This window comes from Mesorhizobium sp. WSM4832 (genome assembly GCF_055811115.1).
Genome location: NZ_JBVVQH010000013.1, coordinates 68,013 through 83,082 on the forward strand (window position 1 = coordinate 68,013; position 15,070 = coordinate 83,082).

At 64.0% G+C, this 15,070-nt stretch carries 15 protein-coding genes; 1 reads left to right on the forward strand and 14 read right to left on the reverse strand.

All coding sequences use genetic code 11. The annotated features are described in order from the left end of the window. Positions 1–6 precede the first annotated feature (6 nt). The 12 genes from ybeY to AC0L2L_RS19035 form a co-directional block, all read right to left on the reverse strand. Positions 7–504, reverse strand: a complete 498-nt coding sequence (gene ybeY / locus AC0L2L_RS18980) for an rRNA maturation RNase YbeY (RefSeq protein WP_473580156.1) — start codon at positions 502–504, stop codon at positions 7–9. A gap of 9 nt (positions 505–513) precedes the next feature. Beyond that, positions 514–1,506 (reverse strand): PhoH family protein, encoded by a 993-nt coding sequence (locus AC0L2L_RS18985; protein WP_245273473.1) that lies wholly within the window; start codon positions 1,504–1,506, stop codon positions 514–516. A 136-nt stretch (positions 1,507–1,642) separates the two neighbouring features. Next, positions 1,643–3,052 carry a tRNA (N6-isopentenyl adenosine(37)-C2)-methylthiotransferase MiaB gene (gene miaB, locus AC0L2L_RS18990; protein WP_473580158.1) on the reverse strand — a complete coding sequence of 470 codons (1,410 nt, stop codon included), beginning with the start codon at positions 3,050–3,052 and terminating at the stop codon, positions 1,643–1,645. Between the two features lie 72 nt (positions 3,053–3,124). Beyond that, positions 3,125–3,925: a lyso-ornithine lipid O-acyltransferase gene (olsA, locus tag AC0L2L_RS18995; RefSeq protein ID WP_473580159.1), complete on the reverse strand. Its 801-nt coding sequence runs from the start codon at positions 3,923–3,925 to the stop codon at positions 3,125–3,127. Positions 3,926–3,952: 27 nt separating this feature from the next. After that, positions 3,953–4,447 carry a GNAT family N-acetyltransferase gene (locus AC0L2L_RS19000; protein WP_473580161.1) on the reverse strand — a complete coding sequence of 165 codons (495 nt, stop codon included), beginning with the start codon at positions 4,445–4,447 and terminating at the stop codon, positions 3,953–3,955. After that, entirely contained in the window at positions 4,447–5,211 is a 765-nt protein-coding gene (gene tsaB / locus AC0L2L_RS19005; protein WP_473580162.1) for a tRNA (adenosine(37)-N6)-threonylcarbamoyltransferase complex dimerization subunit type 1 TsaB, read from the reverse strand. Before tsaB ends, AC0L2L_RS19000 begins: the two co-directional genes overlap by 1 nt. Positions 5,212–5,374: 163 nt before the next feature. Beyond that, positions 5,375–6,481: a DUF1513 domain-containing protein gene (locus tag AC0L2L_RS19010; RefSeq protein ID WP_473580164.1), complete on the reverse strand. Its 1,107-nt coding sequence runs from the start codon at positions 6,479–6,481 to the stop codon at positions 5,375–5,377. Between the two features lie 4 nt (positions 6,482–6,485). Beyond that, positions 6,486–7,559: an imelysin family protein gene (locus AC0L2L_RS19015; RefSeq protein WP_473580166.1), complete on the reverse strand. Its 1,074-nt coding sequence runs from the start codon at positions 7,557–7,559 to the stop codon at positions 6,486–6,488. Further along, entirely contained in the window at positions 7,559–9,154 is a 1,596-nt protein-coding gene (locus AC0L2L_RS19020) for a di-heme oxidoreductase family protein (protein WP_473580168.1), read from the reverse strand. The genes AC0L2L_RS19015 and AC0L2L_RS19020 overlap by 1 nt, the downstream gene beginning before the upstream one ends. 12 nt (positions 9,155–9,166) lie before the next feature. Beyond that, complete coding sequence (gene bfr, locus AC0L2L_RS19025; RefSeq protein WP_473580169.1) at positions 9,167–9,652, reverse strand: bacterioferritin; 486 nt, start codon at positions 9,650–9,652, stop codon at positions 9,167–9,169. Beyond that, entirely contained in the window at positions 9,618–9,929 is a 312-nt protein-coding gene (locus AC0L2L_RS19030; protein ID WP_473580171.1) for a (2Fe-2S)-binding protein, read from the reverse strand. Before AC0L2L_RS19030 ends, bfr begins: the two co-directional genes overlap by 35 nt. 165 nt (positions 9,930–10,094) lie before the next feature. Beyond that, positions 10,095–11,384: an imelysin family protein gene (locus AC0L2L_RS19035; protein WP_473580172.1), complete on the reverse strand. Its 1,290-nt coding sequence runs from the start codon at positions 11,382–11,384 to the stop codon at positions 10,095–10,097. 519 nt (positions 11,385–11,903) lie between these two features. Between AC0L2L_RS19035 and AC0L2L_RS19040 the strand changes: the two genes are divergently transcribed. Continuing rightward, positions 11,904–13,151, forward strand: a complete 1,248-nt coding sequence (locus tag AC0L2L_RS19040) for an NAD(P)/FAD-dependent oxidoreductase (RefSeq protein WP_473580173.1) — start codon at positions 11,904–11,906, stop codon at positions 13,149–13,151. Here AC0L2L_RS19040 and AC0L2L_RS19045 read toward each other — a convergent pair. Then, complete coding sequence (locus AC0L2L_RS19045) at positions 13,148–14,425, reverse strand: 4-aminobutyrate--2-oxoglutarate transaminase (protein WP_473580175.1); 1,278 nt, start codon at positions 14,423–14,425, stop codon at positions 13,148–13,150. The two genes, AC0L2L_RS19040 and AC0L2L_RS19045, sit on opposite strands and share 4 nt — an antisense overlap. A gap of 285 nt (positions 14,426–14,710) precedes the next feature. Further along, positions 14,711–15,049 carry a hypothetical protein gene (locus AC0L2L_RS19050; RefSeq protein ID WP_473580177.1) on the reverse strand — a complete coding sequence of 113 codons (339 nt, stop codon included), beginning with the start codon at positions 15,047–15,049 and terminating at the stop codon, positions 14,711–14,713. Positions 15,050–15,070: the final 21 nt, after the last annotated feature.

Here is a 15,070-nt window from a genome sequence, read left to right on the forward strand (position 1 = left end):
TTTTTGTTACGCGTAGGGATCGGGAATGGCAAGCCTCGCAAGCGCCGCGCGCTCGATCGCTTCCATCTCCTCGGCCTCGGCGTCGGTCTCGTGATCATGGCCTAAAAGATGCAAGAGGCCATGGACAACGAGATGGGTGATATGGTTCGCAATCGGCTTGTTTTCCAGTGCGGCCTCACGCACCACCGTCTCGGAAGCCAGCACGATATCGCCCAGCATCGGCGGCAGCTTGCCGTCTTTCGCGAACGAAAAAGCCGGGAAAGACAAGACGTTGGTGGGCTTGTCCTTGCCACGCCATTCAGCGTTGAGCGTCTGGATATGGGCATCGTCGGAAAAGACGATGCTGAGCTCCGAGGCGCCGCCCGCGCCGGTTTCGGCAAAGGCGGCCGCGACCGCCTGATCGACCAGGCGCGTCAACTCGGCCTCCGTGGGCCAGTCGCCGGCCTCGACGAAAATATCGATGTCGACCGGCGCTGCGCCGCTGGATTCCTGATTTTCAGCCATGGGCCTTGATCAGCTCTCGGTGCCGAGACCCCTGGCGAGCTTGCCGTCGCGGTCATAGGCCTTGACGATCTCGGCGACCAGCGGATGCCGCACCACGTCGCCCTCGTTGAAGCGGACCGTGACGACGCCCGAGACACCGTCGAGGATACGCAGCGCCTCGACCAGGCCCGACTTGGTGTTGGGCGGCAGGTCGATCTGGGTCGGATCGCCGGTGACGATCATGCGCGAGTTCTCGCCGAGACGGGTCAGGAACATCTTCATCTGCATCGGCGTGGTGTTCTGCGCCTCGTCGAGGATCACCGCCGCATGCGCCAGCGTGCGGCCGCGCATGAAGGCCAAGGGCGCGATCTCGATGACCTCGGCCGCGATCGCCCGCTCGACCTTGTCGGCCGGCATCATGTCGTAGAGCGCGTCGTAGAGGGGCCTGAGATAAGGATCGACCTTCTCCTTCATGTCGCCGGGCAGGAAGCCCAGCCGCTCGCCAGCCTCGACGGCGGGACGCGACAGCACGATGCGCTCGACCATGCCGCGTTCGAGCAGCATGGCCGCATGCGCCACCGCCAGATAGGTCTTGCCGGTGCCGGCCGGGCCGATGCCGAAGACCATTTCCGAACGCTCCAGCGCCCGCATATAGGCGTCCTGCGTCAGCGAACGGGCATAGATCGTCTTCTTGCGCGTCGAGATCTGGGCGGCCGAAACCTTGCCCTTGCGCTCCAGAGTGGGCAGCGTCAGCTGATCGTCGGCGGCGATCGCCATGCGAACGGCGCCGTCGACATCCGACTGGCCGATGTCGACGCCCTTCTGCAGGATGCCATAGAGCGTATCCAGCGCGCGGCGCGCCTGTTCGGCGGCCGAAGCCGACCCCTTGATCGCAAGCTGGTTGCCGCGCGAGCGGATGTCGACGCCGAGCTTCTGTTCGAGCCGGGCCAAATTCTCATCGAACTGACCGTAAAGGGCGCTGGCAAGCTTGTTGTTGTCGAAGGTCAGTACGATGTGCGCCATGTCGGAAGCCCCGGACGCCTGGTTCTGGGGCGAATTCTTCAGTTCAGCAGCGCTCAACCGTCTCTCCTCATCTGCCGAGGCTTGTGGCTATGCATGTCGTTGTCCCGAAACCACGGGCACTTTTGAGCGACATGCATCAGGCCAACTCGGCGAACAGGCTATTGTAGCCCGTCCTTGTGATTCGCACGTCGATAATGTCACCGATTCCGCCGGCCTTGTCGTCAACAATAACCGGCTGCAGCCAAGGCGAGCGGCCGACTTTCTGGCCGACCTGCCGACCGGGCTTCTCGATCAGCGTGCCGATGGTCTTGCCGACCAGACTCAAGCCGAAATCCTGCTGTTGCTTCAGCAGCAGCGCCTGCAGGCGCTGCAGCCGCTCGTCCTTCACCGCTTCCGCCACATGGCCGTCCATTTCGGCGCCCGGCGTGCCGGGGCGCGGCGAATATTTGAACGAGAAGGCCGAGGCGTAGTTCACCTCGCGAACCAGCTTCAGCGTCGCCTCGAAATCCTCGTCGGTCTCGCCGGGAAAACCGACGATGAAGTCGCCAGACATGGCGATGTCGGCGCGGGCGGCACGGATGCGGTCGATGAGCTCCATATAGTCGCGCGCCGTATGGCGGCGGTTCATCGCCTTCAAAATCCGATCGGAGCCAGACTGCACCGGCAGATGCAAATAGGGCATCAGGACGGCCAAGTCACGATGCGCGGCGATCAGTTCGTCGTCCATGTCACGCGGATGGCTTGTTGTGTAGCGCAGCCGCGCAAGGCCGGGGATTTCCGCCAGCCGGAACAGCAGGCGCCCGAGGCCCCATTCCTCGCCATTTTCGCCGACGCCGTGCCAGGCGTTGACGTTCTGGCCGAGCAGTGTCACCTCGCGCACGCCGGCTTCGGCAAGGCGCTCGGCCTCGGCGACGATCTGCGCGACCGGGCGCGAGACCTCGGAGCCGCGCGTATAAGGCACCACGCAGAAGGTGCAGAACTTGTCGCAACCTTCCTGCACCGTCAGGAAGGCGGTGACGCCGCGCCTGGCGATCTCGGCGCGCTTCGGCTGCGGCAGATGCTCGAACTTGTCCTCGATGGCGTATTCGGTCTCGACGATCTTCTCGCCGCCACGGACTCTCGCCAGCACGTCGGGCAGCCGGTGGTAGGTCTGCGGGCCGATCACCAGATCGACCGCCGGGGCTCGCCGGATGATCTCCGCGCCCTCGGCCTGCGCCACGCAGCCTGCGACACCGATCAGAAGCTCGCGGCCGGCCTCGGCGCGTTCAGCCTTCATGTCGCGGATACGGCCAAGCTCGGAATAGACCTTTTCCGCCGCCTTTTCGCGGATATGGCAGGTGTTGAGCAGCACCAGATCCGCGTCTTCCACGGCGTCGGTGGCGACATAGCCGTCAGCGGCCAGCGCATCGGTCATGCGCTGGGAATCGTAGACGTTCATCTGGCAGCCATAGGTCTTGACGAAGACCTTCTTCGCCGTCCGGTCAGTGCCGGCCGAATGCTCCGCCGCAATGCCGATGCCGTGGCTTTCGATCGTGTTCAATTCCATTGGGCGGCTTCTAGCGCCTTTCCGTGACAAAAAACAGACGAATCTGCCCGAAGCGCGTCGTGCAGCGCGGACTCACCGGCTCTTGGCCGGGTCGGCGAGGATGGCCTGCATCATCTCGTGCACCTTGGCTTCCATCAGCCGAGCCGTTTCCTTGCGGCTCGAGCCCTTGGAGAACGGCACCGGCTCGCCGAAATGCACCTCGGCGTCGATCGCGCCCTCGGCAAGCAGACCCTTCAGATGCGGCATCAGATCCTGGTCGCCAATCCAGCAGACCATCGGTCGGTGGCGCCGGCCCATCGGCATGCCGTGCAACCGCGTATAGGCGATCGCCACGGGCTGAATGAAGACCTGGTCCGCCGCGCCCTCCGAAATCGCCATCGAGGCCGCGCCGAACAGGGTGCTCTTGAACGGCAGCATGAGATTGCCGTCGCCGGTCGAGCCTTCAGCGAACAGCACCATGGCATCGCCCTTGGTCATACGCCTGCCGATCTCGCTTGCCTGGTCGCCGGAGGTGCGCTTGCGCTCGCGCTCGATGAAGACGGTGTGCTGCAGCTTCGACAGCATGCCGATCAGCGGCCAGCCCTCTATGTCGGCCCTGGCGATGAACTTCACATCGACAAAGGAGCCGAGCACCATGATGTCGGTCCAGGAAATGTGGTTGGCCGCCACCAGCAGAGGGCGCTCCCTGGCCAGCGCGCCCTTCACATGCACCCGCATGCCGAGCGCCCGAAGGATCATGCCGTGCCAGATTTTCAGGATGAAGGTTTCGGGCCAGAGTCCCGTCTTCATCGACAGCATCTGCAGCGGCACCAGCACCAGGGAACAGACGACGACAAGACCGAGCGCCAGGAAAATCCGCAACTTCTTGATCATGCGCTTCCGCCTCGGCCCGCCGTCTGGCTAGCGAAGATCGCGGCGCATGACAAGCGCGCCGGTCGGACCGTGCTCGGTGGAGCGATAATAGTTCGGCCGATGGCCGACCTGGCGGAAGCCAAGCCTGCGGTAAAGCCCGATCGCCGGCGCATTGGTCTCGTCGACCTCGAGGAACAGCGCTTCCGCGCGCTGCGCGTGAAGTTCGCGCAGCACCGCGTCCATCAACTGCCAGCCGAGGCCCTGGCGGCGATGCGAACGGGCGACGGCCACGGTCAGGATCTCGCCCTCGCCGGCCGCGAGCCGCGCCAGGACGAAGCCGACCGGCGGCTTGGCGCCTTGACCGGTTTCCCGCGCCGCATAGCCGAACACCGTGTCCTGCTCGAGGAGCGCGGCGAACTCGCCATCGGTCCAGGGTCGCACGAAATCCTCGCGATGCAGCACCGAAACAGCGGCGCTGTCGGCAACCGTCAGCGGTTCCAGCGCATAGTCCCTGCGGCGCGGTCGAAAGAACGGAATGCGCATCAGGAGACTTTTCCCTTTGGACCATGATCCTTCGCAAAGACCGGGTCCCGCTTTTTGGGATCATGGTCTCCCTTCCGACCTTTGGGATCATGGCCTTGTCTTGGAAGAATGAAACCAGCCTGCGGCTTGGCGTCGGCGCCGCGCAGATAGAGTGGCTTCGGCTTCTCGCCCGGCTCCCTGGCCGAGGCCAGCCTGGCGTAGGTCGCAATGTCGGCGGTGGCGGCGACCGGGCCGGTGTCGAAGGGACGCCCGGCCGCCGTGCCGATCTGCGGCGCGACCGTCCCGACAAGGACCGCTTCGGCGCCGATGGCCATGGTCGTCGCTTCGGAAAGCGTGGCAACCGAAGGTCCGTAAGTTTCTACTAACGTTTCATCATAGAGCGCCGCATGGATTTCCTCGCGGCCGCCATCGAGCGCGGCAAGCACCGCGCGCCCGGGAAAAATTTCCGCGCCCTCCGCCGCCAGGGCTTCCAACGTCGTCACCCCGATCGCCGGGATCTTCAGCGCCAGCGCCAGGCCGCGCGCGGTCGAGACGCCGACGCGCAGGCCGGTGAAGGACCCGGGTCCGATCGAGACGGCAACAGCGTTGAGATCGCGGTAGCCGATCCCGCCGGCTTGCAGGGCCGTCTCGATAACGGCCATCAGATGCTCGGCATGCCCCTTGCCGAGATCGCGCACCTCGCGGCCAAGTTCCCTCTCCGCGCCTGCATCATAGACGCAGGCGGCACAGAGGTTGGCGGCGCAATCAATGGCAAGCACCTTCATAGGGTCGGCTTCATTCAGGCAGCTTCATTTGGCCGGTTAAAGAACTGGATCGAAACACAATTCCCTCTGCCCGGCATGGCCCGCCACCGCAAGGGCCAAGGTAGAGAAATGTTAAGCGGCTTTGCTTCCGATTGACACCAGGGGCCACATCCCTTGCCGACCGTCAGGCCGAGGCCGCTATGCGCAGCATGTGGTTGTCCCAGACATAGTCCGGCTCGGAACGGGTCGCGCCGGCGCCGCCGACGATCTGGCCGAAGCCCGTCGTTGCCATGAAGCCGGCGCCGTCAGGCGCAAGGCCGCAGACCTCTGTCAGCGATCTGGTCGCGACCACACGCCCGCTGGCGGCATCGATGACGGCCAGCGAGTTTCCCTCCGGCGAAGTGACGGCCACAGTGCCTGTCGCGGCATTCGCAGCGACGGAACCGATATAGTTGCGGAAGCCGGAGAGCACGTCCTTTGGCATCTCCATGAGCTCGAGCTCCTTGCCGCGCGCCGCGCGGCCGACCAGCGCCGGGCGATCAGTCGCCGGCCCGCGATACTGGCAGCCGAACCAGACGGTGCCCGCCTGGTCGCGGTCCATGTGGCGGATGGACAGCTGATGCAGCGCCGCCGGCAATTCGTGCTTTTCGATCAGGTCGCCGCTAATGCGGTCGACCAGCGTATAGGACGGCTTCATCGTGGCGATGTTGAGCTCGGCGCGGCCATAGTCGGGATGGGTCTCGATGCCGCCATTGGCAATGGCAAGCGTTCGGCCATCGCCAAGCAGGAGCAGCTCGTGCGGCCCTATGCCGTAGGTCGGGAACTCGCCGATGCGGCTGAATTTCGCCCGCGCGTCATATATGCCGACGACGCCGGCGGCGTTGTCGAAATCGTTCTCGGTCGCATAGAGCAGGTGGCCGTCGGGTGAAAACACGCCATGGCCGAAGAAATGCCGGCCGGCGATGCTGGCGATGGTCAAAGGCTTGTCGCGGCCGGCATGGTCGAAGACGACCGCGAAAGTGCCGGGCTGCCTGGCAAAGACAACCGAGCGTTTCGACACCGGATCGAAAGCGACGTCATGGCCGCGATCCGGCAGATCGACCGTATGCAGGATATTGCCGGCCTCGGAGAGCACAGCGGCGCCGAAGCTGCCGTCGCGCTTGACGAAAGCCGTGGCAAACACCGCGTCCGCCGCCAGCATCTCGGCCCAGGCGCGCGGCGCCATGACGGCGGCGAAGCTGGCACCTGCGGCCCGCAGGAAATCGCGGCGGTCTATGAGGGCCGTTCTCATGGTATCAATCCCCGTCCAGCGATGAAAAGCCGGCGGTCAGGCCGAACTCGGCGGTCATCCTGGTGCCGATCAAGGTCGACAGGCTCGACGTTATCAGCGCGAAGTGCTCGAGCTTGTCGCGCAGCGACGGATCGGCGAGCGCCTTGTCGATCGGGCCGGCGACGGATTTCGCGGTGGTCACGCCATTGGCGAGCTGGATGTGGATGGACTCGGCCATCCATCGCGCATCGGTGGGCAGCGCGTCGCCGAGCCTGGAAGCCTGGAACAGCTCGTCGATGCCGGACAGGTTTCCAGCCAGCGAGGCCGTCGTGTTCCGCGAACGCCAGTAGATCGCCTGCTTCGGCTTGTCGGCATCGGGCTTGGCGCCGAAAAAGCCCTTGAGCCGCACGTCGCGGACCATTTCCAGCTCGTTGATGAAGACGCCGACGAGTTCCGTCACTGCTTCGTTGCCATCTCGGTAGAGCGGGTTCTTCGGGCCGGGATTGGCCCAGAGCGACGCGAAGCCGTCGGGCTTGTTCCAGGCATCGCGCACCTCGCCGGAGATCGTTTCGATGTTGCCGGCGACCGCTGCCCCATAAGCGCAGCGATAGGGATCATCCTTCCTGGCCAGCGTCTCGGCGCCATCGCCGTAGAGCACATATTCGAGCGCGCCAAGTCCCTGCATGGCAACGCTTTTACCGGCCAGTAGCGCCGGATCGGTCGCGGTCTGATCTTTTGCGGCAAGCGTCGACTGCACCTGCCGCAGGCCGATGCTCTTGCGGTCCGGCCAATAGAGCATGCGCTCCAGCCGGTTGTTCTCCTTGACCGGCCCGAAGGCGATGATCTCGGCCACCGACCAGGCCTCGACCGTACCGGAAAACGCCGAACGCGCCGCTTCGAGATTTTGTTCGGATGGCGTTTCGCAAAGCTGGTGCACCGCCTTGGCCAGGCCCGCCGCATGTTCGTCGAGGCTGGCATAGGCCGGGCGGACGAAACCGTCGATCGCACGGCCGATGACATCGGAGGCCTTGACCGCGGCCGAAGCCGGCAACATGGCGGCCAAAAGAAGCGGAAGAGCGAGGCCCAGGCGTTTCGACATCACAGCGACTCCAGGAATTTGATCAGCGCGTCACGATCGGCCGCGGCGGCGCCGGCGAAGCGGTCGCGCGCCTTTTGGCTCTCGCCGCCATGCCACAGGATCGCCTCGGCAAGCGTGCGGGCGCGGCCGTCGTGCAGATAAAAAGTATTGCCGTTGACTGTCGCGGTGAGGCCAATGCCCCAGAGCGGCGGGGTGCGCCACTCGCTGCCGCTCGCTTCGCCCACCCGTTGCCCGTCGGCGAGGCCGTCGCCCATGTCGTGCAGCAGGAAATCAGAGTAAGGCCAGATCAGCTGGAAGGCCTGCGCCTCATTGGGTGTGCCGCGCATGGTGACGAATTTCGGCGTGTGGCAGGAAATGCAGCCCATCTCGTAAAACTGCTTCTTGCCGGCAAGAACCACCGTTTTGTCGAGGATGCGCCGCGCTGGCACGGCCAGATTCTGAGAATAGAAGGTGACGAGGTCCATCACCGGCGGCGGCGCCTCGGCCGTGCCGAGACGCTGCTGCGCCCCGTTCGGCATGGCAAGGCAATCCTTCTGCGCTTCTGTGCAATCGCCCCAATGCTTCGGCATTTCTGGTGTCGAGATGCCGATATCGCCGGCGAAGGCGTCGGCCGCCTGCTGGCGGATCGAAGCGGTCTGCGCCTTCCAGCCGAAGCGGCCAAGCGCCACTTCGCCGCTAAACTCTTCGCGCACGATGTTGGGCCTGCCCGAAATGCCGTCGCCGTCGCGATCGTCCGGATCGGCATGGGCGAAGATATCGGCAGGCGCGACCTGCTCGATCAGGCCGAGCCCGATCATCGGCGGCGTCAGGCGCGGCGACAGGGTGGTGCGTGGGTCAAGTGGCCCATAGCCTAGGTTTTCGACCGAATAGTTCGGCTTGCGCAGTGAAACGACGGCGCCGTCGCCGAGCGTCACCTTTTCCTCGGAGTACTCGACGCGTAGACGGCCTTCGCCCTTGAGCCCGGGAACTGCCAGATCCTGCAGTTGCGCGCCGTAGACCGGATCGGGGAAGTTGAGCAGCTTATGTTCGGCAAGCGCGGCCTTTTCCTCGGCGCTGCCGGCATCGCGCGCGAGCCGGAGGAACATCGACGTCGAGCCGGTGCTGCCTTCCGGCGGGCGGCCACGGCCATCCTTCAGGTGGCAGTTCTGGCAGGCGCGCTCGTTGAACAGGGGCCCGAGCCCGTCTGAAGCCTGGGTCGAGGACGGCGACGACACCCAGTTCTTGCGGAAAAGCGCATTGCCGAGCTTGAAGGTTCCCTCTTCCTCAAAGGTGATGTTGGCGGAGGATTGCGAGAAGGCATCGCGGTTGGCGTCCTTGCGCGAGGTGCCGGCACCGCCCTGCATCAGCTCGAACGGCTCGGGCCTGGTGAAATCGTCCGTTGGCTTGGTGACCGCCAGCACCCGCGCCTGATCCTTCGGGGTCAGGTCGGTCCTGCTTGTCGGCAAGACGGCTGGCTCGCCGGCCATAGCGGGAACAGAAAGTATGATCGCAAGCAAAAGCGATGCCCCGCGCCGGTATCGCAGGATCTTCCGAAACGACGGGCCGCCGATTGCGGCCTGCCGCGAGCGGCGCGAAAAATCTACGGGGCGCCGCATTCCTGCATGTCCTTACTCCGCCTCGTTGGCCGAGTCGGCGTTGAGCTGGCCGTACTTTTCCTCGCCGATCGAGGCAAGCAGGTCGAGCTGCGTTTCCAGGAAATCGATATGTCCCTCCTCGTCGGACAAGAGGTCCTCGAACAGCTTCATCGAGACGAAGTCGCCTTCGTCATGGCAGATCTCGCGCGAGCGCTTGTAGGCGGTGCGCGCGTCATATTCGCCGGCCAGATCGGATTCGAGCACTTCCTTGACGTTCTGGCCGATGCGCAGCGGCGCGACGGACTGCAGGTTCGGATGGCCTTCGAGGAAGATGATGCGCGCGATCAGCCGGTCGGCGTGATGCATTTCCTCAATCGATTCCGCCCGCTCCTTCTTGGCGAGCTTGGTGTAGCCCCAGTCCTCGAGCAGACGATAATGCACCCAGTACTGGTTGACGGCTCCAAGCTCCAGAAACAGAGCTTCGTTAAGCCGCTCGATGACCTGCGGTTCGCCTTTCATGGGTTCTGCTCCCGTATTGGCCGCGCAAGCCCCTTACGCGATCCAGGTGTGAAACGATGTCCACGTCCCCCACCTCTGAGCGGGCGTGGTAGTTCTCGGTGACCCGAATGATCGTTTCCACCACATTTGGGAAACAGCCGCAACAGCGACCGCGCTTGCGCATCGCGTGATAGACCTTCGCGGGCACGATCAGCTGCCAGGGATCCTCGTCCAGCAGGCTGACGATCGTCTGCTCGATCTCCTTCTCGGTGATGATGTTGCAATGGCAGATCAGCATTTATTCGCTCTGGCTGACGGCGCCGGTCCGGCGCCGCTTGGCTTGTTAGTTGAGCATGACCTTTTCCGAAAACCGGTTTCCACTTTTCGGGATCATGCCCGTTTCTTAGTCGGGCATGATCTTGTCCAAAAACCGGCTTCCACTTTTTGGGATCATGCCCTGGGCTTACTTGAACACCTTGTCGGGCGCGTCGAGACTGTCGGAGCCCTCGAAGGCGATCTGGTTCAGCTTGAGCGAGCCGACGGCGCGCTCGACCGACTTGGTCTGGTCGACCAGCGCGTCGATTGCCGCCTGCACGGTGGCGTTGCCTTCGGTGTTGCCTTCGGCGATCTGCTGGTCGTAGGCCTCGCCGGCAAGCGCGCGCGCCTTGATCGCCTCCATCTTGGCGACGGTGGTGTCGAGCTTGCCCGACAGTTCCTTGTCGATCGCCGGATCAGCGGCCTTCACCATGTCGGACACCGACGGACCCGAAACCACGGAGCCGTCGAGCCGCTTGTAGCTGGCATGGTAGGCGTCGCGGATGCCGACGGCGTCATAGAGATGCGAGATATAGGTGTTGTCGGAGAAGCAGTCGTGCTCCTCCTCCGGATCGTGCAGCAGGAGGCCGAGCTTCATGCGCTCGCCCGCAAGCTCGCCATAGGACAGCGAGCCCATGCCGGTGAAGATGGTGGAGATGCCGGTATTCGCCTCGCCGTCGGTCAGGATCTTGCGCGCGGCGCCGTCTTGCTTCCAGTTGTCGACCATCTCCTGCAGGTCGGACACCAGAAGGTCGCTGGCCGACTTCAGATATTCGGCGCGGCGGTCGCAATTGCCGTTGCTGCAATTCTTCAGGTCGTAATCCGTATAGGGACGCTCGCCCGCGCCCGGGCCGGTGCCGTGCAGATCCTGGCCCCAGAGCAGGAATTCGATGGCGTGATAACCGGTCGCGACATTGGCTTCGACGCCGCCGGCCTCCTGCAGCGTGCCGGACAGGAATTCCGGCGTCAGCTTCGAGGCGTCGACCTTCTTGCCGTTGATCTCGATCTCCTTGTTGGCGATGACGTTGGCCGTAAAGAGCGCGTTTTCGTCCGACTCGGTGCCATAGCTCTTGGCGACATAGTCGATCAGGCCTTCATCCAGCGGCCAGGAATTCACCTTGCCTTCCCAGTCGTCGACGATCTTGTTGCCGAAACGGTAGACCTCGGTCTGCTGGTAAGGAATGCGCGCCGCCTTCCAGGCCTCACGCGCGGCGTTCAGCGTGTCCGCCGACGGCGTGGCGATCAGCGCATCGACTGCCTTGTCCAGCGCCTGCGCGGTGGTCAGCGAATCCTCGTATTTGGCCAACGCGATGTCGGCATAGGTCGTGATCACCGCCTTTGCGTCGGTCCCGGCTTTCGCCGGCAACACGAACACCGCCGCCGTCAGTGCAGCCGTGGCGCAGATCGCAGCCAGCCTGCCGCCATTACGTGCCGTCATTATCCTGCTCCAGTTCCTTGGAAATTCAACAAAAGGCGCCCACCCGCGCCGAGGCATCAGCATGCCGGGAAAAATGGTGGCCGCGTCGATGCGCGGTTCGCGATAAAAAGACACCCACTTGCCTCCAATCGAAAGGGTTCAAGGCCCAAACATCAAAGGGATGCGCTTTGCGCGCAGCTCTCCATAAAGCGACGGAGAGGCCGGGAGTCAACTGGCGTGACGGAAAAAATTCAATTGAAACAACAGTTTAGAATTATTCTAAACTGCAACTATCAACTTTAAGACCTCGCCATTGCCAGGGAGCCCGATTGACAGATGCCCGTTCTGGGTGCGACCCGGACGTCGGCTCTTGCGGCGGCGGCAGACAATCGCCACCTGGCGCAAGAGCTTAGATTTCTAGTGCATGTCGCCCAAAAGTGCGCAGCGGTTTTGGGAGAACGACATGCATCAAAACAAAGACTTAAAGCGCGTCGACTGGATCCGTTTCAGCGCGACGCGCTTTAAGACAAAAGGATTGCGATGACGAACGGGGTTGTGATTGTCGGTGCGGGCCATGCCGGCGTGCAGGCAGCCGCGAGCCTGCGCGAGGAAGGCTATGAAGGGCCTGTCGTCCTGGTCGGCGACGAGAAGGAACTGCCCTATCACAAGCCGCCGCTGTCCAAGACCTTCATCAAGGACGCCGAGGCCAAGCCGCAGCCCTTGCGCGGCGAGGCCTTCTATACCGGCAACACCATCGACTATCGGCCGGGCGTGCGCATCGAGGGTATCGATGCCGGCGCGCGCCGGCTGGACGTTGCGGGCGGCGGCAAACTTGCCTTCGACCGGCTGATCCTTGCGACCGGCTCGCGGCCGCGTCTGCTCAAGCTCGACGGCACCGGCCTCGCCGGCGTGGTCTCGCTGCGTTCGCTGGCCGACGCGCGGGTGATCCGCGAGCTCAGCGCGCAAACCGAGGACGTGGTCATTCTCGGCGGCGGCTTCATCGGGCTCGAGATCGCGGCGACGCTCAGGGCCGCCGGCCGCAACGTCATGGTCATCGAGGCCGTCGACCGGCTGCTCGGCCGCGCCGTCGCGCCAATCATCGCCGCGCATGTGCGCCAGCGCCTGGAGGCGATCGGCGTGCGCATCCTGACCGGCGCCACAGTCGCCCATCTGGAGGGCGACAACGGCCGCGTTTCGGCAGCCATTACGTCAAGCGGCGAGCGCCTGCCTGCGCAAATGGTGACCATCGGCATCGGCGTGGTGCCCAATGTCGAACTGGCGGAGGCCGCGGGCCTGGCTGTCGGCAACGGCATCCGCGTCGACCAGCATATGCAGAGCTCTGTTTCCGAAATCCTCGCCATCGGCGACGCCGCCTCCTACCGGCACTGGTTCACCGGCGGCGACGTGCGGCTGGAATCGGTGCAGAACGCCACCGACCAGGCGAGGCTTGCCGCGCGCACCATCCTCGGTCATGCCGAGCCCTTCTCGGCGGTGCCATGGTTCTGGTCGGACATCGGCGACATGAAGCTGCAGATGGTGGGCCTGACGCAAGGCGGCGATCATCATGTCGTGCTGGGCGATCTCGCCGACAACAAGTTCTCGATCTACCACTATGCCGGCAACCGGCTGCTCGGCATCGAATCCGTCAACCGGCCTGCCGACCACATGCTCGGCCGCAAGATGCTCGGCGCCGGCTTCTCGCCGACGCCGCAGACGGTTGCGGGCGGGCCGGATGCGTTGAAGGCGGCGCTTGCGGCCTTCAGCGAGCCAGCAAGGGCCGCGGGCTAAGCCGCACGCGCCTCGCGGATCGAGGTCTCCAGAATATCCAGCGCCTCGGTCATGACGCCGTCCTGGATGGTGATCGGCGACAGGAAGCGGATGACGTTGCCGTAGACGCCGCAGGTGAGCAGGATGAGGCCCTTGTCCAGCGCCTTCAGCCGCACCGCGTTGGCGAATTCCGCCGACGGCAGGCCCTTCTTCACGTCGTTGAACTCGACGGCGTTCATGAAGCCCGGACCGCGGATATCGACGATCTCCGGCACGTCGTCGCGGATCGATTCCAGCCGCTGCTTCAGCCGGCTGCCCAGCGTGTTGGCGCGGTCGCAGAGCTTTTCCTCCTCGATGACGTCGAGCACGGCGTGGGCGGCGGCGACGCCGATCGGGCTGCCTCCATAGGTGCCGCCAAGCCCGCCGGGGCCGGGCGCGTCCATGATCTCGGCCCGGCCGGTGACGGCCGACAGCGGGAAGCCGCCGGCGAGGCTCTTGGCCATGGTGGTGAGATCGGGCGCCACGTCATAATGATCCATGGCGAACATCTTGCCGGTGCGGGCAAAGCCGGTCTGCACCTCGTCGGCGATCAACAGGATGCCATGCTGGTCGCAGATCTTGCGAAGCGCCGCCATGAAATCGCGCGGCGCTTCGTAGAAGCCGCCTTCGCCCTGCACCGGCTCGAGGATGATGGCCGCTACACGGCCCGGGTCGACATCGGCCTTGAACAGCTTGTCGAGCGCGGCCAGCGAATCCGCGACGGATACACCGTGCAGCGCGACCGGGAACGGCGCATGGAAGACATCGGCGGGCATTGCGCCGAAGCCGACCTTGTAAGGCACGACCTTGCCGGTCAGCGCCATGCCCATGAAGGTGCGGCCGTGGAAACCGCCGGAAAAGGCGATGACCGCCTGACGGCCGGTGGCGTTGCGGGCGATCTTGATGGCGTTCTCGACCGCCTCGGCGCCGGTGGTGACGAATACGGTCTTTTTGTCGAACTTGCCGGGCAGCATGCCGTTCAGCCGCTCGGCGAGATGCACATAGCTCTCATATGGCACGACCTGGTGGCAGGTGTGGGTGAAGCGGTCGAGCTGCGCCTTGACCGCCTCGATCACCTTCGGATGGCGGTGGCCGGTGTTGACCACGGCAATGCCTGACGAGAAGTCGATGTAGCGGCGGCCCTCGACATCCCATATCTCCGAATTCTCGGCGCGATCGGCGTAGATCTGCGTCGTCATGCCGACGCCGCGCGAGATCGACTGGTTCTTGCGCTCGGAAATGGCTGAATTCTTCATCTCGTCCCTCATCGGGCCGTCCCTTGTCGAGATCGGGCCCGTTGTTGTTGATGCCACTGCAGGCCTCTTCTGACCTTATTTCACGTTTTGCTCAAGTCGGCACCATGGCCCAGTCGATTGGGCCTGCCTCGGGGACAGGCGGCATCATCGCTGGCACGACGATCACGCCGCTCTTCCTGCCGACGCTTTATGTGACGTGGTTCCGGAGGGGCCGAGGCAGGGGAGAAACCATCCGTTCCGGAGAACGGCAAACTGATGCAAAGCTCGACTTAAGGCCTTGCTGCATCACTCGTTGTCGTTGGAGGGTACAGGGAGTGATTTGGCGCGCTGCCAAGGCGACAATTTCGAGGTACGCCAAGCATGCCAGCCTTTTGGCAAATCGGCCAAGGCAAGGATGCTTTCATCCAGCCGAACCACCTCTTCCAGGCCGACGAGCATTATCTCGGATTCATCCCGATTTTGCTTGTCGCTGCTATGAAATTGCCAACTGCCACCTTCATCGTTGTAGTTATCGTCGTCATCAGCTTCATGCACAACGTATGCGATCCAGGCGCCACGTTTAAATATGCTCCTGTCCGACAACACGGCGACATTGCGTGGGTCTTCGAACTTCCAATCATCCATAGGAATTCCCCGGAATGCCCG

Bases quoted from the DNA above. Each gene is read 5' to 3' on its own strand.
- ybeY (WP_473580156.1), bottom strand. From the start codon at position 504: ATGGCTGAAAATCAGGAATCCAGCGGCGCAGCGCCGGTCGACATCGAT.
- AC0L2L_RS18985 (WP_245273473.1), bottom strand. From the start codon at position 1,506: ATGGCGCACATCGTACTGACCTTCGACAACAACAAGCTTGCCAGCGCC.
- miaB (WP_473580158.1), bottom strand. From the start codon at position 3,052: ATGGAATTGAACACGATCGAAAGCCACGGCATCGGCATTGCGGCGGAG.
- olsA (WP_473580159.1), bottom strand. From the start codon at position 3,925: ATGATCAAGAAGTTGCGGATTTTCCTGGCGCTCGGTCTTGTCGTCGTC.
- AC0L2L_RS19000 (WP_473580161.1), bottom strand. From the start codon at position 4,447: ATGCGCATTCCGTTCTTTCGACCGCGCCGCAGGGACTATGCGCTGGAA.
- tsaB (WP_473580162.1), bottom strand. From the start codon at position 5,211: ATGAAGGTGCTTGCCATTGATTGCGCCGCCAACCTCTGTGCCGCCTGC.
- AC0L2L_RS19010 (WP_473580164.1), bottom strand. From the start codon at position 6,481: ATGAGAACGGCCCTCATAGACCGCCGCGATTTCCTGCGGGCCGCAGGT.
- AC0L2L_RS19015 (WP_473580166.1), bottom strand. From the start codon at position 7,559: ATGTCGAAACGCCTGGGCCTCGCTCTTCCGCTTCTTTTGGCCGCCATG.
- AC0L2L_RS19020 (WP_473580168.1), bottom strand. From the start codon at position 9,154: ATGCGGCGCCCCGTAGATTTTTCGCGCCGCTCGCGGCAGGCCGCAATC.
- bfr (WP_473580169.1), bottom strand. From the start codon at position 9,652: ATGAAAGGCGAACCGCAGGTCATCGAGCGGCTTAACGAAGCTCTGTTT.
- AC0L2L_RS19030 (WP_473580171.1), bottom strand. From the start codon at position 9,929: ATGCTGATCTGCCATTGCAACATCATCACCGAGAAGGAGATCGAGCAG.
- AC0L2L_RS19035 (WP_473580172.1), bottom strand. From the start codon at position 11,384: ATGACGGCACGTAATGGCGGCAGGCTGGCTGCGATCTGCGCCACGGCT.
- AC0L2L_RS19040 (WP_473580173.1), top strand. From the start codon at position 11,904: ATGACGAACGGGGTTGTGATTGTCGGTGCGGGCCATGCCGGCGTGCAG.
- AC0L2L_RS19045 (WP_473580175.1), bottom strand. From the start codon at position 14,425: ATGAAGAATTCAGCCATTTCCGAGCGCAAGAACCAGTCGATCTCGCGC.
- AC0L2L_RS19050 (WP_473580177.1), bottom strand. From the start codon at position 15,049: ATGGATGATTGGAAGTTCGAAGACCCACGCAATGTCGCCGTGTTGTCG.